Here is a 19,906-nt window from a genome sequence, read left to right as displayed (position 1 = left end):
AGGGCCCGTTATTCATCGTCCTGCGCATCCGGGTCACGCTTGGCCCTTGGGTGAGCGCTGTCGTAGACCTTGGCCAGATGCTGGAAGTCGAGGTGGGTATAGATCTGGGTGGTGGAGAGGTCGGCATGTCCCAGCAGCTCCTGCACCGCCCGCAGATCGCCGGAGGACTCCAGCATATGGGTGGCGAAGCTGTGGCGCAGCTTGTGGGGATGGACGTGGGCGTTGAGCGCCTGCTTGTTGCCCCAGCCATCGAGGCGGGCCTGCACCGAGCGCGCCGACAGCCGCTGCTTGCGGCTGGAGACAAACAGCGCCTCGCTCTCGTCCCCGGCCAGCAGCGGGCGCACCTTGAGCCACTTCTGCAGCCACTCGACCGCCATCCGGCCGATGGGCAGCACCCGCTCCCGCGAGCCCTTGCCGGTCACCTTGAGCTGGCGGTCGTCGAGCTTCAGATCCACCAGATTGATCCCCACCAGCTCGGCCAGACGCAGCCCTGAAGAGTACATCAGCTCCATGATGGCGCGATCCCGCACCGCCAGCGGATCCTGCTCGTCGGTGATGTTGAGCAGCTGGTGCATCTCGTCCACATCGAGGTTTTTCGGCAGCGGCCGCCCCTGTTTGGGGGTGACGATGCCACGGGCCGGATTGGCGGTCAGCCGCCCCTGCCGCACCTGCCAGTCGCAAAAGCTGCGCAGGGCAGAGACCTTGGTGGAAAGGGAACGAGGAGCAAGCCCCCCCTTGTGCATCCGGGTCACCAGAGTGCGCACCTGACTCGCCTCGAGCCGACCCCAGTCAGTGAGCCCGAGGGCCACCAGCTCGGCGGTCATCGCCTCCAGATGGGCTTGATAGTTATTGCGGGTATGAGGGCTTAGCTGACGCTCAACCCTCAGGTATTCGATAAAGGCCGCCAGCTCGTCCGCCAGTACCGCCGGCAGTGGCGGTGCGACGACGGGAGCTTTGGCGGGCGCCCTGGCCGGTGTTCTAGCCATGAGTCAACTCGGGCAGACGCAGTTGCAGCAGGCGCCCCAATTGGCCCAGCAGCAGGGTGTCGTTATGGGGAGTAAAGTGGCCAGGATCCGAGCTGGCGAAGGCCAGCACACCGAGATCGCCGAGCCGCATCAGGGCCACCGAGTTGACCAGCACATCGTGGCCAAACAGTGCCTGCTTCTCGCTCTGGCTCAGGCGGCCAAAGTAGTAATCCTGCCCCGGCAGACGTTGACCCAGCAGGGATTCGAGCTGCTTGCCCTGCGCCAGAAAGCGCTGCTCGGGCCCGCTCAGGGCAAACTTCTTGGGATTGAGCCAGAGCCGCAGCCCGGTCAGGCGCAGCCGCTGGACAAAGGCCTTACCCATCACGGCACTCACCTCGAACAGGGTCTGGCAGCCGTACAGCTCGCCGTAGAGATCGGCATAGACCCGGAAGATCCGCTCGTTCTCGCTGGCGATCCCCATCAATTCGGTGATCTCCTGCTCCAGCTGTTCGATCCGCTCGCGCTGACGCTCCAGCTGGCGCTCGACCAGCGAGACCGACCCTTTGCGTTCATGGGGAATGCGGATCCGGTCCAGCACGGCGGCATGGCGTTGGAAAAACTCGGGATAACGGGCCAGGTACTCCAGCACAGTGGCTTCATCCACCGATTGCTCCTGCCGTTTGAGTTCGCTCATAAATTGGTTGATCCATCAGAGAAATGGGGCTCGCTGCCCCGACATCATGGGCAAAGGGGGCCAACGCCCCCCGTACCTGAACCTTTATCGGCTAAACCTCTATCTGGCCGTCAAACACATGCTCGGCGGGACCTGTCATATAGACCGGCTGGCCCGGCCCCTTCCAGGCGATGGTCAGCTTGCCGCCCGGCAGGCTGACGGTGACCCGCTCCTTGAGCTTGCCCTGACTGATGCCAATCACCGCCGCCGCACAGGCACCGGTGCCGCAGGCCAGGGTCTCGCCACAGCCCCGCTCGAATACACGCAGCTTGATCTCGGTGGCATTGACCATCTCCATGAATCCAACGTTGACCCGCTCGGGAAAACGCTCGTGGCGCTCCATGATGGCACCGAGCGTCTCGACCGGTGCATCGGCGACCGAAGGCACCTCGATGACGCAGTGGGGATTGCCCATGGAGACCACGCCACACATCACGGTATGCTCCTGCGCCCGCAGCAGATAGGTTTTCTCTGCCTTCTGGGCCCGGAACGGGATCTTGCCCGGCTCAAACTGGGGCACACCCATGTTGACCGTGACCTGGTTCTCCCCCTCCAGCTGCAACACGATGCGACCCCGGGCGGTACTGACCGCGATGCGATCCCGGTTGATCAGCCCCTTGAGACGCACGAAACGGGCAAAACAGCGGGCGCCGTTGCCGCACTGCTCCACCTCGCTGCCATCGGCATTGAAAATGCGATAGTGAAAGTCGAGTTCAGGGTCATAGGGCGGCTCCACCAGCAGCAGCTGGTCAAAGCCGATCCCGAAGTGGCGATCTGCCAGCTTCTTGATGACGTCATTGCTGAAAAATACCTTCTGGGTGACGCCATCCACCACCATGAAGTCGTTGCCCAAGCCATGCATCTTGGAAAAATCTATCAACATCGTGCATTCCTGTGCTGTTAGGGCTGTAAAAATTCACCGAACCAAGGGTCGCCAAGCGCCATGAAGTCGTTGTCCACAGCCCCATGCATCCTGGAACAATCTGTACACATCGCGCACTCCTGTGCTGTCAGGGCTGTAAAATTCTGTCATCTCTATCTACTGCATCAGGGCAGCAGGTGCTCACCGCGCCAGAGATCGGCCAACTGCTCACGCTCGCGGATCAGGTGTGCTTCGGCACCATCCACCAGCACTTCGGCTGCCCGCGGACGGGTGTTGTAGTTGGATGACATGGTAAAGCCGTAGGCACCGGCCGAGCGCACTGCCAGCAGGGAACCCTCGGCAATGGCCAAGGTGCGCTCCTTGCCGAGGAAGTCGCCGGTCTCGCACACCGGGCCCACCACGTCATAGAGTGCGGGAGCATGACCGGCACGGCTATCCACCTCGATGATGTTCATCCAGGCGCCGTAGAGCGAGGGGCGCAGCATGTCGTTCATGCCGGCATCGATCAGCGCGAAGTTGCGGGTCTCGCCCGGCTTCAGGTACTCGACCCGGGTCAGCAGCACGCCGGCATTGGCGACGATGGCGCGGCCCGGCTCGAACAGCAGGGTCAGATCCCGGCCCGCCAGCTTCTGCTTCAGCGCTTCGGCATATTCGGTGGGATGGGGTGGCTGCTCGGAACCATAGTTGACCCCCAGACCGCCGCCCACATCCAGATGGTGGATATGAATCCCTTCCGCCGCCAGACCGTCGATCAGCCGCAGCAACTTGTCAGCCGCTTCCATAAAGGGATTCAATTCAGTGAGTTGCGAGCCGATATGGCAATCCACCCCGACGATCTCGATGTTCGCCATCGCGGCCGCCTTGCGATAGATGGCGGGCGCCAGCTCGATGGGAATGCCGAACTTGTTCTGCTTGAGGCCAGTGGAGATATAGGGGTGGGTACCGGCATCGATATCCGGATTGACCCGCACCGAGACGCGAGCTTTCTTGCCCATGCTGCCCGCCACCCGATTGAGGCGCTCCAGCTCGGCTTCCGACTCCAGATTGAAACAGAGGATCTCTTTATCCAGCGCCAGGCGCATCTCGGCCTCGCTCTTGGCCACCCCGGAGAAGACCACCTTGGCCGGATCACCGCCCGCCGCCAGTACACGCGACAGCTCGCCACCGGAGACGATGTCAAACCCCGAGCCCAGACGGGCCAGCAGGTTGAGCAGCGCCAGATTGGAGTTGGCCTTCACCGCATAGCAGATCAGATGGGGAATATCGCCAGCGGCCTTGTCGAAGGCGTGCCAGTGGCGCTCGAGGGTCGCACGGGAGTAGACGTAAAGCGGGGTACCGTACTGCTCGGCAAGCTGTTGCAGCGAGGTTTGCTCGGCCTGAAGCTGGCCGGCGGCGTCGTAGTTAAAGTGATCCAAGGGGGCGGTTCCTTCCTAGAATGGGTGCGGCATTAGTGCGGCGCGGCCTCGGTGGCAGCCTCAGTGGTCGCAGGCGGTGCTGCTTGCGGTGTACTCTGGCTCTGTGGCTGCTCGGGGGGCGGCATATAGAGCGGCCCCTTCAGACCGCACGCGGCCAAGCCGAGGGACAGAAGAGTGGCAAGCAGACACTTGGTGAACTGAGTGATCATAATGGTTCGCTGCGAAAAAATTTTTGGCCCTCTATAATCGCACTCACATTGTTAAAAGCAACAGGATAAACCGATGAAGGATCACGAGTATCACGCCCTGACAGACGCCTTTTTCCAATATGTGGAAGACACGCTCGACGAGGGGTATCCGGATATCGACTGCGAACGCAACGGCGGCGTATTGACCCTCTCTTTCGAGAACAAGACCAAGGTCATCATCAACAAGCAGGAGCCACTGCACCAGATTTGGGTCGCCACCCGCGAGAACGGCTTCCACTTCGAGCTGCAGGGTGACACCTGGATCGACAACCGCTTCGGCCACGAGCTCAAGGCGCTGCTGAGCCAATCCTGCACCGCCCAGGCGGGCGAAGAGGTGGTGTTCCCATGATCGACCTGCACCCGCAGGGCGCCCGTCATGCGGTGATCTGGCTACACGGGCTGGGTGATTCCGGCGCCGGTCTCGCCCCGCTGGTGGATGCGCTGGATCTGCCCACCGAGCTACCGGTGCGTCACCTGCTGCCGGATGCCCCCGAGCGCCCCATCACTATCAACATGGGCTACAAGATGCGCGGCTGGTACGACATCAAGAGCTTCGAGGATCCCGCCGAGCGGGCAGTGGAGTCCCATGTCCGTGAATCAGCCGACCAGATTGCCGCATTGCTCGATCAGCTGGTGGCCGACGGGTTTGCCCCCGAGCATATCGTGCTGGCAGGTTTCTCTCAGGGCGGGGTAATTGCCTCCTTCACCGCGCTGCGCTACCAGGCAACGCTGGCGGGCCTGCTCTGCATGTCCACCTATCTGGCCGCCCCCGACAAGCTGCTCGGCGAGATGAGCGAGGCTGCTCGCGCCCTGCCCATCTGCTACATGCACGGCATCTACGACGATGTGGTGAGCCTGTCGCTCGGTTGGGATGCCAAGAACCGGCTGGAAAGCGCCGGACTCGCCCCCGAGTGGCACGAGTACCCGATGCGTCACGAGATCTGCCGCCCTCAGCTCGACGACATTCGCAGCTGGCTGCTGGCCCGCCTCGGCGCGTGAGCCCTTCCGGCAAAGCAAACGGCCTGCATCTGCAGGCCGTTTTTTATAGCGATTCCAACTGACGGATCAACCCACTTCCCGAGCGGGCGGCACCTGTTCGCGCAGAGAGCCCTGACTGCGATAGGGGATCACATCCAGCTCGCCATTCACTTGTACTATCTCGTAGTACTGCGGCAGGTTGAAGTTGATGAACTGCCCATCATCGCTGAACCGCTCGTGATTGGAGGTATAGAAGCGGTTGACCCCCGCCACCAGCTCATCCTTGTTGCCGGCAAAGTGCTGGTAGATCTCCACCCGGTTCGCCTCATCGAGGATATAGATGTTGGTGCCCGCATCCCGGGTATCGAAGAAGAACTGCACCAATCCTTCGCTGGCGTAGGCATCGACGATGCTCGGCAGATGCTGGCTGTGGGTCTTGTCGAGCCGCAGCGGCAGGTGATCCAGCTTGTTGTGGGAGATGTGACGGTAAAAATCGATGGCGTTTTCCAGCTTCTTCACCGACACCCCGCGCCGCTCGAAGAAGATTCCGTACTTCTCGCGGCCAAGGGCCATGGTCTTGACCAGCTGCTGTTTGTCGCGGGCCAGGCGCAGGTCGATACACTCCGCCACCAGGGTCTGGAAGCGAGAGCGCACCAGAGAACGGAAGTGCTGGCTGTAGCAGAACACCTCGATCATCTCGGGGGCGGCGGCATCCTGATGCATCTTGCCGAGGATGGTGGTGAGGGCATCGACCACGGCTTCATCCCCCTGGAAATGCAGGGTGCGGATCTCGCTCCAGGAGTTGCGATAGACCAGATCCACCGAGCCCACCAGACACTCCTGATTGCGACCGAACGAGAAGACATCCACGGTATTGGCGTCGAACTCGATTACCTGACCGACCCAGTGACTGGTCGGGTCCATCTCCAGATTGAGGAAGATGGAGAGCTGACGGATCTCGCACGGCCGACTGAGGGCCAGGTTGGTGGCCAGCGGGTACTTCTCGGGGAAGCAGCCGGAGAGATCGCGGCAGAACTGGTGCAGATTGTCGATGTGCAGATCCGAGCCCTGATTGAACAGGTGCACCCGCGACTGGGGCGTCAGCAGATCGTTGAAGTAGGCCCAGGAGACCAGCTTGCTGATGTAGCCGTTGAACTCCAGCGGCGCGCGGCCAATGATATCCACCGGCTCCAGCGAATGTTTGTAGAGATACCAGCCGGCGCGGTTGAGGCGACCGTGGGGCACCTGCACGAAGCTGAGATCCGGCTCGCTCAGATCTGGCGCTATCTTGAGGTTCACCCGCTGCACCTTGCCCGGCAGGCTCTCGAACGCGGCGTAGAGTTTGCGCGACAGAATGCCGATATCTTCCGGGTTGATCGACTCGCTGATGTTGTTGCGGCGGGCGAACTGGATCAGATTGCGGTAGCTCTGCATCAGGGCTTCCAGCAACTCGGCGTGAGCGATCTTCACCTCTTCGATCTTCCACTCGTGGCGATGATCGAGCTGATAGAGTTTGTCCTGACTCCAGCCCCAGTAGGAGACCAGCTGGCTCATCTGCTCGCGGCGCCACTCGGGGGAGTGATCATCCTTGGGATGGCTGAGACCGTCGCACACCTTGAGGTAGAAGCAGCGGCGCACCAGATCGAGCCGCGCCATGTCGCCGATGGACTTGAGGTAGTTGGTCACCTTGTCCAGCATCAGACAGTAGTTGTCGAGCCGGTAGTGCATCCCCTCGTTGTGCTGGAACCAGTCGCGACCAATCATCGACAGCAGGCGGGTGTTGGGATACTCGTGGGAGTAGGCCTCCATCAGCACCGACTTGAGTACCGCCTTGTAGGGGGAGTCGATCCCCTTGTAGAGCTGCCACAGGGCGGAGCCGAAATACTCTTCGGCCGGAATACGGTCAAAACTGCCGAGATCGAGCCAGTCATCCTGCTTGAGCTTGCCGCTCTCGAACAGCTCGTTCACATACGCATCGTAGTGATCATCACATTCGGTGGGCACCAGATACCAGATCAAGCGTTTGCCCGCTATACGCATGGCACTGCGGTAGAACTCGTCGAGCAGCAGCAGGTGCTGGGCACTGCCGCAGCTCTCCCCCTGCATCTGGGCATCGTTGGTCTGGCGGAACTTGTCTTCCGGGATCAGGAAGAAGTTGAGATCGACCCCGCGCTGTTCGGCCCACTTGGAGAGTTGCTGGCATTTCAGCTCCAGCAGATCGAGCCGCTCCTGCGACAAACCGGCCACGTGGCAGACCCAGATATCGAGATCGGAGTGACAGCATTGACCGATGGAGGAGGTGCTGCCCATGGAGTAGAGCCCCTGAATGGCCCGATCATGGGTGGCAAGGCCGCTCTGACAGTTGGCGTTGCGGCAGAGGTCATCGATAAAGGCTTGCTGCTCGGCGGTGGCGCTGAAGCTCCAGATACCATGAGGGACATCACCGGAGACATAACCGGGCAGCAGGGGATGATTGAAGTGCAGCATGACAGGCAGCAGTTGGAATACCTGCTGCCCATAGCGACTCATGAGGCCTAACGCCCGTTGCGTCTTGAGACGGGTAATGTCGTCATAACGCGCAACCAGCGTATCGATGTGTTCCTGCAATGCCCTGCCTATCACCTAAGTGAAAATGACGCACCAAAAGGGGGATACGTCAAAAAAGTGTGATCATGTTAACAATGCAAACAGCGGTGGTAAACAAGCCTTCAGCTAAACGTCAGATTATTTCTGGTATGACCACATCAAGTATCAGGGGAAATCATTAAATCACAATAAATTCAATGAATTAATCAACACTCCTTGCTTAATGAAAATCATTTTCAGCATGCATTTTTGAGCTTGGCCCCGCTTTTGCCGGCTCCGCCATGAAAGCCCGGGCAAAGGGTGGTAATATCGATTTCCTTCTAAAAATGAAACAACTGATTGATATGGCAGCCCGAACCCTGAAAATTGCCACTCGCAAGAGCCCGCTGGCCCTGTGGCAGGCCAACTTTGTCAAAGACCGGCTCGAAGCCCTGCACCCGCAGTTGCAGGTCGAACTGGTGCCCATGAGCACTCAGGGTGACAAGATCCTCGATACCCCGCTGGCCAAAGTGGGCGGCAAGGGATTGTTCGTCAAGGAGCTGGAGACCGCCATGCTGGAAGGGCGGGCCGATATCGCCGTTCACTCCATGAAAGATGTGCCGGTGGAGTTCCCCGAGGGGCTCGGCCTGCACACCATCTGCGAGCGGGAAGATCCCCGCGATGCCTTCGTCTCCAATCGTTTCAAGGCCATTGCCGAACTGCCGCAAGGGGCCGTGGTCGGCACCTCCAGCCTGCGCCGCCAGTGCCAGCTGCGCGCAGCCCGCCCGGATCTGGTGATCCGCGACCTGCGTGGCAACGTCAACACTCGCCTTGCCAAGCTGGATGCGGGTGAGTACGACGCCATCATCCTCGCCGCCGCCGGTCTGAAACGACTGGAGATGGCGCACCGCATCACCGCCTTTATCGAGCCGGAGCAGAGTCTGCCTGCCAACGGCCAAGGTGCGGTCGGCATCGAATGCCGCCTCGACGATCACGAGCTGCACGCCCTGCTGGCGCCACTGGAGCACGCCGAGACCCGCGCCCGGGTGCTGACCGAGCGCGCCATGAATCGCGCCCTGCAAGGGGGATGTCAGGTTCCTATCGGTGCCTACGCACTGGTCGAAGGCGAGCAGATCTGGCTGCGCGGTCTGGTGGGCAGCCCGGATGGCAGCCAGGTGATCCGTGACGAGATCCGCGGTCCGCTGGCCGATGGTGAGGCCCTCGGCGAACAGCTGGCCCAGCGCCTGCTGGCCGCCGGTGCCGACGAGATCCTGGCCGAGGTCTACCGCACATGATCCCGCTGGTGGTGCGTCCGGCCGCCCAGGCCGCCGAGCTGGTGCAGTTGCTGCGCCAGCAAGGTCATGCACCACTCTGCTGCCCGCTGCTGGAAACCGTGGCGGGCAGCGAACTCCCTCTCCTGCCCGACCTGTTGCGCAGTGCCGACGTGGTTATCGCCGTCAGCATCCATGCCGTTCATTTTGCACACGATTTTCTGTTGCAAACTGGTCAGACCTGGCCACATATTGAGTACTTTGCGGTGGGTCAGGCCAGCGCAGATGCGTTTGCAGCCATCGGCATCACGGCAAGTTGCCCGGATGACCCGCGTAGCGAAGGACTGCTGGCCCTGCCCACCCTGCAGCAGGTAGCAGACAAACGGGTACTGATCCTGCGCGGCAATGGCGGGCGGGATCTCATCGCCAGCACACTGGCCTCACGCGGTGCTCTGGTGCACTATTGTGCGGCCTATGAGCGCCACTACCCCGAGCTGGACGGGGACACATTAACCCACCACTGGCAGGCCGCTGGGCTGGACAGCCTGCTCATTACCAGTGGTGAACTGTTGCAACGCCTGCTGGAGCTGGTTCCCACCAGCCAGCAGCCCTGGCTTTTTGACCGCCTGCTGGTGGTCCCCAGCCCGCGCGTGGCCGAGATGGCCCACTCCGCGGGCTTTATCCATATCACGATTGCCCAAGGTGCATCCAACCAGGCCCTGACGGCCGCACTGGAACTGAGGAAGATGGAATGACAGAACAACAAGAATCCCAGGTCAAACCCCAGCCGACCGCTGCGGTCAATGGCAGCAAGAGCCGCTCCGGTGCCGTACTGGGAGGGGTTGCCATCCTGCTGGCCCTTGGCCTGACCGGCGGTCTCTATCTGCACGGTCACAAGAATGCCGTGGCCCAGCAGGCTGAACTGGCCCAGCTCAAGCAGCAGCTGGCGAGCGCCCTGAGCAAGATCGACCAGACCAGCAGCAAGGATGCCGAGCAGCTGGCCGCGCTGGATCAAACCCAGCAACGGCTGCAGGGGGAGATGCAGGGTCTGCAGAACCGAGTACTGGACCTGAATGACAAGCGCCCCAACGACTGGATGCTGGCCGAATCCGAATATCTGGTACGAATGGCAGGCCGCAAACTGTGGCTGGAGCATGACCTCGTCTCCGCCATCACCCTGCTCGGCAACGCTGACGAGCGCATCGCCGCCCTCAACGACCCCAGCCTGATGCCGATCCGCAAGGCGCTGGCCGAAGATATCGCCAAGCTCAAGGGGATGCCGCGCATCGACCGCGAGGGGCTGACCCTCAAGCTGGCTGCACTGTCCGACCAGATCGAGCTGCTGCCCCTCTCCACCGTCAGCATGCCGGAAGCCAAGGCCGAGCCGGATCAAGCGGTCAGCACCAATCCCGACGAGTGGGAGAGCAACCTGAAGAAGAACTGGGTCAAGTTCACCGAGAACTTCGTCACCATCCGTCGCCGCGATGGCGCAGTCGAAGCGCTGCTCTCGCCACAGCAGGAGATCTTCCTGCGTGAAAACCTCAAGACCAAGCTGTTGCAGGCACAGCTCTCCGTCTATCGCGAGCAGCAGGCGCTCTACGAAGACAGCCTGGACAAGGCCCAGCGCTGGCTGACCCAGTATTTCGACACAGACAACAGCGCCACCCGCTACATGCAGGGCGAGATCGACAAGCTCAAGGGTGAGCAGATCCAGATCGACTATCCGGCCCAGTTCAAGACCCAGGCCATGCTGGAGCAGGTGCTGACCGAACGCCTGCAACGCATTCTGGCCAGCAGCTGAGGAGGGCACCATGATCCGTATAATCATTCTGGTTGCCGTGATGGTCGCAGGGCTGATCTTTGGCCCGCAAGCCTCCGGCAACAAGGGCTATGTGCTGATTGCCCTTGGCAATTACACCATCGAATCTTCCGTCACCAGCGCGGTGATCCTGGCAGTGCTGTTCTACGGCGCCCTGCTGATCGTCGAGTGGCTGCTGGGTCGGGTATTCGGCCTGCGCCGCAAGACCCTCGGCTGGTACGGCTCGCGCCGCCGCCGCAAGGCCAATCAACAGACCGTCGCCGCCACCCTGGCAATGGCCGAAGGGTACTACAGTCAGGCTGAAAAACTGATGATCAAGGGGGCCAGCAACAGCGACACCCCGCTGCTCAACTACCTGAGTGCCGCCAAGGCGGCACAGGCCCGTGGTGACGACGCCCGCCGGGATCAATACCTGCAAAAAGCGCAGGAGGAGAACCCCAAAGCCGAGCTGGCGCTCACCCTGACCCAGACCCAGTTGCAGATCGAGCAGGGCCAGTACGATACCGCGCTGGCGATGCTGGAGTCGGTCTACGCCCTCAACCCGCGCCACCCCATGGTGCTGGATCAGCTGCGTCAGGTACATCTGGCCCGTCAGGACTGGAGCGCCCTGTGCGACCTTATTCCCAGCCTGCACAAGGTGGGCAAGCTGACCCCGAAACAGGAAGAAGATCTGCTGCAACAGGCTTGGTCTGGTCGCCTGCAACAGGCTGCCGGCAGCCTCGAGACCCTCAAGGCGGTGTGGCAGGATCTGCCGCGCAAACTGCGCCTGGAGCCAGAACTACTGGCCTGCTACGGCGATCTGCTGCGCCAGCTGGGCGCCGACGGCGAGGCTGCCACCCTGTGGCAGGAGGCGCTGCGCAAACAGCCGATGCCACAGCTGCTGGCTCGCCTGCCCAAGCTGAAACTCGACAGCTACCAGCCGCTGCTGACACTGCTGCAAAAACAGCAGGGGCAACCGGAGGTGGACACCGCACTGGCCCAGCTCTATCTGCTGGCAGGTCAACTGGACGATGCCCAGAAGCTGCTGGAGCAGGAGGTGGAGCGGGCGCCGAGCGCCGCCGCCTACCACGCCCTCGGCCAGCTGATGGACAAGCGCCGCCTCACCAACAAGGCCAACGAGTACTATCGTCAGGCACTGGAACTGGCGGGGATCTGATCCCCGGCAAATAGAAACGCGAGAGGCCGCATGATGCGGCCTCTTTTTTTATCTCTTCGCCCTGCCCTCGTCAGGTGGTGAGCCGCTCCAGCTCGCCGATCAGCCAGATGGCCTCGGCACGGTGGCTGCCACACACATCCATCATGGGGCGAAAACCGCCGCACACCGCTGGCCGCTCCGGTTGACCGAAGATCTTGCAGCCAAGGGCGCTATCGAGCTGGATACAGGGGACGCCAGCCGGTTTGCCATCTGGCATACCGGGAATGGCACTGCTGATGCTGGGGGCGATGCAACAGGCAGCACAGCCGCTACGACACTCCATAGACTCCACTCCTTTGGGACGGTCTGAGCCACCATAGCCGAAGCGGCGGCACAAACGTAGCTGGCGCACAACAAAAAGCCCGACCGCACGGGCGATCGGGCTTCAGACAACACGGGAAGTTCAGCGAGCCATCATCACAGGATGATGTCGCGTACCACGCTGTCTTTGCGTTCCAGGTAATGGATCGACTTGATACGGCGAATGGTACGGGATTTACCACGGATCAACAGAGTCTCGGTGGTCGCCATCACGCCATCGCTGGTGATGCCATCCAGCAGATCACCCTTGGTGATGCCGGTGGCGGAGAAGATGACGTTGTCATTCTTCGCCATGTCTTCCAGCTTGAGCACCTTGTTGACATCGATGCCCAGCGCTTCGCAGCGGGCAATTTCCTGCTCGCCCAGCGCACGCACTTCCGGGCTGTCGCCCTTGACGCGATGACGCGGCACCAAACGGGCTTGCATGTCACCATCCAGCGCGCGGATCACCGCCGCGGAGATCACCCCTTCCGGTGCGCCGCCGATGCCATACAGCATGTCGACTTCGCTGTCCGGCAGACAGGTGAGGATGGAGGCGGCAACGTCACCATCAGGAATGGCGAACACCCGCACGCCCAGACCCTGCATCTCCTTGATTGCCTTGTCATGACGCGGCTTGGCCAGGGTAATGACGGTCAGACGGGAGAGCGGCTTGCCCAGCGCCTTGGCCACGGACTTCAGGTTCAGCTCGAGAGCCTGATCCAGGTCGATGGCGCCTTTGGCCTTGGGGCCGACGATCAGCTTTTCCATGTACATGTCAGGCGCTTTCAGGAAAGAACCCTTGTCGCCCACCGCCAGCACGGCCAGCGCGTTGGCCTGACCCATGGCAGTCATGCGGGTACCCTCGATGGGATCGACCGCGATATCCACCGCGTCGCCATGCCCGGTACCGACCTTCTCACCGATATAGAGCATCGGCGCTTCATCAATTTCACCTTCGCCGATCACAATCTCACCATCGATCTCGATCTGGTTGAGAATGTGGCGCATGGCCGCTACGGCCGCCCCATCAGCGATATTCTTGTCACCACGTCCGAGCCACTTGTAGCCAGCCAGTGCAGCCGCTTCCGTCACTCGGGAAAACTCGATTGCCAGTTCACGTCTCATCGCATATCCAACCTATGGAGCTCGAAAACGGGCGGCATTCTACCACAAGGGCAAACCTTTGCGCACAAAAGTAGCCGCTGCGAGCAAGAATGTAGCCAATTCATCCAATTGCAACCCAATTGCCATCGACTCTTCATCCAACTGTCACCCCGCTGTCATCCCCGCTGCCTAGCATGACCCCGTTTTCAAAACAAAAGCTTGCAACACCACAAGGGATTAAGATGAAAAAGCTGACTGTAGTGGCACTGGCTCTCACCGCAGCCTTCCAGGCTCAAGCCGTTGAAGTGTACAAAAATGACACCTCCATGCTGGATCTCTATGGCCGTATCTACGCTGGCCACTTCTTTGGTGACAAGAAGGAACTGGATGCCAGCGGCAAACCGAAAAGCGAATACAGCGACAAACAGGGTGCCAACCAGTTTGTCCGTTTCGGCGCCAAGGCCGAGACCCAGATCCAGAGCGGTCTGAAGGCTCTGGCTCAGTACGAAGTACAGATGTATATCAATGACAGCGAGAAGACCATCAGCGAGAACTCCGACAACCTGCGCACCCGTCTGGCGTTCGCCGGTGTCGGCGCTGACTGGGGCACCGTGACCTTCGGTCGCCAGAAGGGGGCCCCGGGTTTCCTGGCCGACTGGACTGATGTCTCCCTCTCCGACGGCTACGGCAACGACGCGCTGGGCGCCAAGACCGACACCTTCGCCACCAACCGCGCCGGTTCCGTGCTGAAATACTCCGGCCTGTTCAATGGCTTCCAGCTCGACACCAGCTACAAGTTCGACGGTGGTGACACCGAAGAGACCACCAGCAAGGATAGCGACGCCGCCTACGGTGCTGCCGTGGCCTATACCTTCCCGTTCAACCTGTCTCTGGGTACCGCGTACAACGTCGGTATCCGCGACAAGAGCGGTGAAGAAGATGCCAAGCTGTGGCTGATCTCCGCCAAGTTCGACAACAAGGCCGCCTACGCCGCCCTGAGCTATGCCGATGGCAGCGACTTCCTGGCGACCGGCACTGATCACACCGGTTGGGAAGCCGCGCTGGGCTACAACTTCGAGAACGGCTTCGGTCTGATGGCCCTGTGGAACAAGCAGGAACAGGACAAGGCTGGCATCAAGAAAGACAACGTGGATTACTACACCCTGGGTGCCCAGTACAAATTCAACAAGAACCTGCGGGTGATTGGCGAGTACCGTATCAACAATCTGGACAGCAAGGAGAGCGGCAAGCTCAACGTCAAGGATGACTTCCAGCTGGCTGCCCGCTACGACTTCTAATCGAGGTTTTGCGGATCCCCAAAGCGCGATGGCTTGCCATCGCGCTTTTTGCTGAGCGTCGCTCACGACCGGAGAAAGTGGCCTAGGCTCAACAGTAGATGTATCGCCGGAGAGATGATCATGGTCAGGCTGCCTTTCGTCCTGCTGTTGCTGCTGGCTCTTCCCGCTCACGCCCTCTCTATCGCCATGGTGCTGTGGCGCGGTGAAACCGCAGCCGAAGCGGGCTTTCGGGCAGAGCTGACCCGCCTTGGCTATCAGGCCACCATCACCACCTATAACGCCGATCAGGATCGTACGGCGCTGGCAACCATGCTGCGCCAGCAGATGCTGCCGAAACTGGCCGAATACGACTACATCTACACTTTTGGCACCACCGCCACCACTATGACCAAGAGTCTGGTGGCCAACCGCAAGCCACTGATTTTCAATGTGGTATCCGACCCGATCGGGGCAGACATCCTCTCGGAAGACAAAGCCCAGAACAGCATGGTGGCCGGGGTGAGCAACATGGTGCCGATGGCACTGCAACTGGCCAACGCCAGCGAGCATCTGGCCACCGGAAAACGGCTGCTGCTACCCTTCAACCCCCGTGAGCAGAACACCCTGCTGGTGGCAGATATGCTGCTCAATGAAGCGAAACGCTACCAGTGGCAGATGGTCACCTGGCGAATGGCCCCTGACCCACGGCGGCTGGACAACGAACTGAAGCGGCTGCAACAGGATGCCAAAAACGACATCGTCTTTCTGGCCGCAGACAGCTATCTGCTCTCCATCGCCCCCCGTTTGCTGAATGCATTGAACGAGGCCGCCATCCCTACCATCTGCAGTGCAGAGCTGTTCGTCGAACACGGCTGCAGCGTTGGCACCATCAGCAGCTACGAGGCGCTGGGCAAGATGGCCGCCGGGATCATCCATCACCACCAGCAGGGAACCGGGCTGCAAGATATTCCGTTGCAGACCGATCCCCATCCCAAACTGGTGTTGGGGCAACTGGGTAACGCCACCACGCAGGAGGCGAGCCCCGAAAAGCCGAAGCCTTGATAAAGATCTCGGCCAATCAGGCTCCGGGCGGGTATGCTGTTGACCCCCATCGCCCGAGAGCCCCTTCCCATGAGCACCACCGTCTTTTTTGCCGTTCTGCTGGCCGCCCTGCTTCACGCCAGCTGGAATGCGCTGGTCAAAATTGGCGAAGAGCGGCTGGTGGGCGTGTCACTGGTGGCGATCTTCTCAGGGCTTATCGCCGCCGTGGCGCTGCTGCCCATGGGGCTTCCCTCTGCTGCCGAGCTGCCCTGGCTCGGCCTCTCAGTCCTGCTCCATATCGGTTACTGCCTGTTTCTCAGTCATGCCTACAATCAGGGCGATTTTGGCCAGATCTATCCGCTGGCCCGTGGCAGTGCCCCGCTGCTCGCCATGGCGTTAAGTGCCCTGCTGCTGGGGGACTACCCCGGTTACGGCGGCATCATCGGCGCCTGCGTGCTGATCATGGGGGTCTTGCTGATGGCCTGGCGAGGCGGGCAGCAGCGCCTTGACAGCAAGGCAGTTCGGGCAGCACTGATCACGGCCATGTTCACGGCGACCTATACCCTCTCGGATGGAGCCGGCGCCCGCGCAGGGGGTGAACCGGTACGCTACACCCTCTGGCTCTTTGCCTGTACCGGGCTGGCGATGCTGCTGGTGCTGATCGTCCACCAGAAACGCAAGGCATGGCGCCAGATCCGTCAATATGCACTGGTTGGCGCTACCGGAGGTGCTATGTCACTGCTCGCCTACGGGATTGTTATCTGGGCCATGACCCAAGCCCCCATTGGCGTGGTCGCGGCTCTGCGCGAAAGCAGTGTGATGTTTGCCATGCTGCTCTCGGTCTGGCTACTGAAAGAGCCGCTCGGGCGCATGCGGCTGACGGCGGCGGCCATTATCACTGGCGGCGTGCTGCTGACCCGGCTGGGAGGATAAGCGCTGTCGCCATTGGTGCGTATTTATCAGGCAGGATGGCGTAATTCACTCCGCCAAATATGCCGAATACGAATAATGGAAATAAGTGTCGGCCCGGGCGTAAATGTTTACATCCGCAACGTATCAATTAACTGGCAGGTCTGTTTATTTCAACCACAGCTTCATTCGGGAAACTTACCTGCCCAGCAGCATTAATGATAAAATCGTTCACAGTTAATTTTCGGCAACGCTGACCAATACCGCGCATGGCACAGACCATGCCGCTCCGCCCATACATTCATTGACCGCCTGACGGGTAAGCCAGCCCGGTCAGAGATGACCCGATCGCGCCCGCCACAGCAGGATGGCATGGCGCTACCGCGTTATTAATGGGTCCGGTTTCGTCTGTTTAATTTTTGATTATTTTAAATCCAGCACCATCAGGGAGTTTTTAATATGTCAGCAAAAAAGCTGAAGTTGGGCGCCTTTATATTGATGATATTAACATCGGTATTTGGCGTCACTAATATCGGGATCGGTTTTTACCGAATGGGATATGCCGCCATTCCGATGTTCGTCATTGGCGGTCTGTTTTTCTTCATCCCGTTCATTTTGATGATGATCGAATTCGGCACCGGCTTTCGCAAAGAGGCGGGCGGCATCTTTACCTGGATGCGCCACTCGGTCTCGACCCGATTCGCCTTTATCGGTCTGACCATGTGGTTCGCTTCCTACGTCATCTGGATGTTTGGCAAGGCGCTCTCTATGTGGGTGCCCCTCTCCTTCATGCTGTTTGGCCGCGACATCACCGTCATCCCGGTCACCCTGGGCACCGGTATCGACTTCGGCCCCTTTATTCTGGGAGTGGTCGCCATCGCGCTGGTTGCCACCGTCACCAAGCTCATCACCCTGGGTAGCGCCCGCTTCGCCAAAGTGGCGGCCATCGGCGGTCTCTCCGTGGTGGCACTCAACGTGTTGCTGCTGGTCGGTGGCGTCTTCACCTTCGCGGTGAGCGGCATGACTCTGCAGGAGCCCTTCACCCAGGCATCGCTGACGGCGTCTCCCAATGTCGCTTTCAACGACATCATCCCCTTCCTCGGCTTTATGGTGTTCGCCATCTTCGCCTACGGCGGGGTCGAGGCGATGGCCGGGGTGGCTGACGAGCTGGAAGATCCGGAGCGTGACCTCAAGCGCGGCATCTTCCTCTCCGGCGCCTTCATCGTACTCTGCTACATCATCGGCTTTCTGGCGGTCGGCTCCATCATGCGCTGGAGCGACTTCCCGGCCGAGGGGATCACCTCTCTCTCCGCCCTCTTCATCATCATGCTGGAGCTGGGGCGCCATCTCGGTGGCGAGTGGCTGGGACAGGTATTCATGCGCTTTGCTGGCCTTGGCATGTTCCTGAGCTATCTGGGTGCCTTTATCGCCCTCTCATACGCGCCACTGCGCCAGTTCATCACCGGCACCCCGAGTTACTTCTGGCTGGAGCGTTTCCAGCGCGAGAACGAGAATGGCGTGCGGATTGAAGCCCTCAAGGTGCAAGCCTGGGTGGTCTGTCTGTTCATTGCCGCCAAGTCCATCTTTACCCTGATCAACCCGGAAGGGGCCGCCGCCCTCTATGAGCTGATCATCACCATGACCAACGTCGGCATGACCCTGCCCTACATGTTCCTCATCTACGCCTGGTATCGCTATCGCAACAACCCGGCGCTGGGCAAGGACCTGATCTTCTTCAAGAGCGCGGGCTCGGTACTGCTGGCCACCATCATCAGCCTGATCCTGGTCGCCTTCGGCAACGTCTTTACCGTGGTGGCCCCCTTTATCTCCGGCGATATCTCCACCGGCGTCTGGACCATCATTGGCCCGCTGCTGTTCGTGGTGATCGCCATGCGCTTCAAGATCAAGCAGGAAGATGCCCACTAAACGGCAGGCAATGCTCCATGCCAATCGGGACCGTTCTGGTCCCGATTTTTTTTAGCGCCGGCTTCCGCTCGCCATCACGGCCAGTCCATAGTTTCAATGTAAAAAAAAGACTCCATGGAGACCCATTTTACGCTCTCCTCGCCGTCAGAGCGCGCTCAACGCCGTAAATTATCAATATCAAGGTGAGAATGATTGTGAAGCGCCAGTTCACGACATATAACTTAGCGAGATATCCCTGTATTTCGTCCGGTAGAGCTGATCATGATGATGCGTTCCCTCCTTCCCCTGTTGCTTGGCGCAGTAATGCTGCCGGCCACTATGGACAGTGCCCATGCCAACCCCTTTTCCGCCAGCAGCAAGAGCAGCAGCGGCTTTCTCGAGCGACGGGATGTGCCCAACCTCAGCTCGGCCGCTTTCGTGGTGGCCAACCACAGAACCGGCGAGGTGATCTCCGAGCGCAACGGCAACCGGGTAATGCCCATCGCTTCCCTCACCAAGCTGATGACGGCGCTGGTGGTGCTGGATGCCAACCTGCGCCTCAACGAAATGCTCACCGTGACCAATGCCGACATCGACCGCATCAAGGGAACCGGTTCACGACTGGCCATCGGCTCCAGGCTCAGTCGCGCCGAAATGCTCCATATCGCCCTCATGTCCTCTGAAAACCGCGCCGCCTCGGCGCTGGCCCGCCACTATCCCGGCGGTCAGCGCGCCTTCGTCGAGGCGATGAATGCCAAGGCCCGCATGCTGGGGATGTGGAATACCCGCTACGCCGACAGCACAGGGCTCAACCCGCGCAATGTCTCCACCGCACAGGATCTCGCCAAACTCGCCGCCGCAGCGGCCTCCTATCCGCTGATCCGCCAATATTCCACCGACGAGCAGAGCTATGTGCGTACCAACAAGCGTCAGCTGCACTACCTCAACTCCAACCGGTTGATCCGCGAAGGGCAATGGGAGTTCACCCTCTCCAAGACCGGCTATATCCGCGAAGCGGGCCGCTGTCTGGTGCTGGGTACCAAGGTCAATCGTGAGCCGGTGATCATGGTGCTACTCAATGCCGAGACCACCAACGATCGGGTCGCCGATGCCAAGCGGATCAAAACCTGGCTGGAGAGCTCGGGCAGAACCACCCTTGCAGCCAACCAGAGCAGCATGCTGACTCACCAGTAAGCTCGAGATCGCCAACCAAGCGAGGCACCTGCCTCGCTTTTTTTATCTGCATGAGCGCGCCCAAAAAATGGGATCTAGTTCCCGCTACAGGTAACACCTTC

At 60.5% G+C, this 19,906-nt stretch carries 19 protein-coding genes; 11 read left to right on the top strand and 8 right to left on the bottom strand.

Annotation, left to right across the window (positions count from 1 at the left end; genetic code table 11):
- Positions 1–8: 8 nt before the first annotated feature.
- The 5 genes from xerC to I6L41_RS18125 form a co-directional block, all read right to left on the bottom strand.
- Positions 9–986: a tyrosine recombinase XerC gene (gene xerC / locus I6L41_RS18145; RefSeq protein ID WP_103251080.1), complete on the bottom strand. Its 978-nt coding sequence runs from the start codon at positions 984–986 to the stop codon at positions 9–11.
- Entirely contained in the window at positions 979–1,659 is a 681-nt protein-coding gene (locus I6L41_RS18140) for a DUF484 family protein (RefSeq protein WP_005336370.1), read from the bottom strand. Before I6L41_RS18140 ends, xerC begins: the two co-directional genes overlap by 8 nt.
- 91 nt (positions 1,660–1,750) lie before the next feature.
- Positions 1,751–2,581, bottom strand: a complete 831-nt coding sequence (gene dapF / locus I6L41_RS18135; protein WP_005336371.1) for a diaminopimelate epimerase — start codon at positions 2,579–2,581, stop codon at positions 1,751–1,753.
- 164 nt (positions 2,582–2,745) lie between these two features.
- Positions 2,746–3,996, bottom strand: a complete 1,251-nt coding sequence (gene lysA / locus I6L41_RS18130) for a diaminopimelate decarboxylase (RefSeq protein WP_075115816.1) — start codon at positions 3,994–3,996, stop codon at positions 2,746–2,748.
- A 32-nt stretch (positions 3,997–4,028) separates the two neighbouring features.
- The gene (locus tag I6L41_RS18125; RefSeq protein ID WP_019444858.1) at positions 4,029–4,205 is read right to left on the bottom strand and encodes a lipoprotein; all 177 of its coding nucleotides are present in this window, start codon (positions 4,203–4,205) and stop codon (positions 4,029–4,031) included.
- Positions 4,206–4,278: 73 nt separating this feature from the next.
- Between I6L41_RS18125 and cyaY the strand changes: the two genes are divergently transcribed.
- Together cyaY and I6L41_RS18115 are read left to right on the top strand one after the other, a co-directional pair.
- Entirely contained in the window at positions 4,279–4,593 is a 315-nt protein-coding gene (gene cyaY / locus I6L41_RS18120; protein WP_069554181.1) for an iron donor protein CyaY, read from the top strand.
- Positions 4,590–5,243: an alpha/beta hydrolase gene (locus I6L41_RS18115; RefSeq protein ID WP_216960480.1), complete on the top strand. Its 654-nt coding sequence runs from the start codon at positions 4,590–4,592 to the stop codon at positions 5,241–5,243. Before cyaY ends, I6L41_RS18115 begins: the two co-directional genes overlap by 4 nt.
- A gap of 66 nt (positions 5,244–5,309) precedes the next feature.
- Here I6L41_RS18115 and I6L41_RS18110 read toward each other — a convergent pair whose 3' ends face one another.
- Complete coding sequence (locus I6L41_RS18110; protein ID WP_216960476.1) at positions 5,310–7,829, bottom strand: class I adenylate cyclase; 2,520 nt, start codon at positions 7,827–7,829, stop codon at positions 5,310–5,312.
- Positions 7,830–8,152: 323 nt separating this feature from the next.
- Here I6L41_RS18110 and hemC point away from each other — a divergent pair, with 323 nt between their 5' ends.
- The 4 genes from hemC to I6L41_RS18090 are packed head-to-tail and all read left to right on the top strand — an operon-like array spanning position 8,153 to position 12,033.
- Positions 8,153–9,082 (top strand): hydroxymethylbilane synthase, encoded by a 930-nt coding sequence (hemC, locus tag I6L41_RS18105; protein WP_139731431.1) that lies wholly within the window; start codon positions 8,153–8,155, stop codon positions 9,080–9,082.
- Positions 9,079–9,813 (top strand): uroporphyrinogen-III synthase, encoded by a 735-nt coding sequence (locus I6L41_RS18100; protein WP_216960473.1) that lies wholly within the window; start codon positions 9,079–9,081, stop codon positions 9,811–9,813. The genes hemC and I6L41_RS18100 overlap by 4 nt, the downstream gene beginning before the upstream one ends.
- Positions 9,810–10,859: a uroporphyrinogen-III C-methyltransferase gene (locus tag I6L41_RS18095; RefSeq protein WP_005336380.1), complete on the top strand. Its 1,050-nt coding sequence runs from the start codon at positions 9,810–9,812 to the stop codon at positions 10,857–10,859. Before I6L41_RS18100 ends, I6L41_RS18095 begins: the two co-directional genes overlap by 4 nt.
- 10 nt (positions 10,860–10,869) lie before the next feature.
- Positions 10,870–12,033: a heme biosynthesis HemY N-terminal domain-containing protein gene (locus I6L41_RS18090; RefSeq protein ID WP_216960468.1), complete on the top strand. Its 1,164-nt coding sequence runs from the start codon at positions 10,870–10,872 to the stop codon at positions 12,031–12,033.
- A 70-nt stretch (positions 12,034–12,103) separates the two neighbouring features.
- On the opposite strand, the gene I6L41_RS18085 is transcribed toward I6L41_RS18090, so the two are convergent.
- Together I6L41_RS18085 and glpX are read right to left on the bottom strand one after the other, a co-directional pair.
- Positions 12,104–12,355, bottom strand: coding sequence for a YkgJ family cysteine cluster protein (locus I6L41_RS18085; protein WP_005336384.1), 252 nt, complete (start codon positions 12,353–12,355; stop codon positions 12,104–12,106).
- Positions 12,356–12,489: 134 nt separating this feature from the next.
- On the bottom strand, positions 12,490–13,500 hold the full coding sequence (gene glpX / locus I6L41_RS18080) for a class II fructose-bisphosphatase (protein ID WP_005336386.1): 1,011 nt from the start codon (positions 13,498–13,500) through the stop codon (positions 12,490–12,492).
- Positions 13,501–13,721: 221 nt separating this feature from the next.
- On the opposite strand from glpX, the gene I6L41_RS18075 reads away from it, so the two are divergent.
- The 5 genes from I6L41_RS18075 to pbpG all read left to right on the top strand — a co-directional run bounded on the left by I6L41_RS18075 (position 13,722) and on the right by pbpG (position 19,805).
- The gene (locus tag I6L41_RS18075) at positions 13,722–14,777 is read left to right on the top strand and encodes a porin (RefSeq protein WP_021231817.1); all 1,056 of its coding nucleotides are present in this window, start codon (positions 13,722–13,724) and stop codon (positions 14,775–14,777) included.
- 120 nt (positions 14,778–14,897) lie between these two features.
- The gene (locus I6L41_RS18070) at positions 14,898–15,818 is read left to right on the top strand and encodes an ABC transporter substrate-binding protein (RefSeq protein ID WP_216960465.1); all 921 of its coding nucleotides are present in this window, start codon (positions 14,898–14,900) and stop codon (positions 15,816–15,818) included.
- Positions 15,819–15,851: 33 nt separating this feature from the next.
- Positions 15,852–16,730 (top strand): DMT family transporter, encoded by an 879-nt coding sequence (locus tag I6L41_RS18065; RefSeq protein WP_216960462.1) that lies wholly within the window; start codon positions 15,852–15,854, stop codon positions 16,728–16,730.
- Between the two features lie 435 nt (positions 16,731–17,165).
- Positions 17,166–18,632, top strand: a complete 1,467-nt coding sequence (gene yjeM / locus I6L41_RS18060) for a glutamate/gamma-aminobutyrate family transporter YjeM (RefSeq protein ID WP_216960458.1) — start codon at positions 17,166–17,168, stop codon at positions 18,630–18,632.
- A 261-nt stretch (positions 18,633–18,893) separates the two neighbouring features.
- Positions 18,894–19,805 carry a D-alanyl-D-alanine endopeptidase gene (pbpG, locus tag I6L41_RS18055; RefSeq protein WP_005336410.1) on the top strand — a complete coding sequence of 304 codons (912 nt, stop codon included), beginning with the start codon at positions 18,894–18,896 and terminating at the stop codon, positions 19,803–19,805.
- The last annotated feature ends 101 nt before the right edge of the window (positions 19,806–19,906 follow it).

This window comes from Aeromonas sp. FDAARGOS 1411, assembly GCF_019047125.1.
In the GTDB taxonomy this organism is placed as follows: domain Bacteria; phylum Pseudomonadota; class Gammaproteobacteria; order Enterobacterales; family Aeromonadaceae; genus Aeromonas; species Aeromonas veronii.
This window is presented reverse-complemented; position numbering and strand designations above follow the sequence as displayed.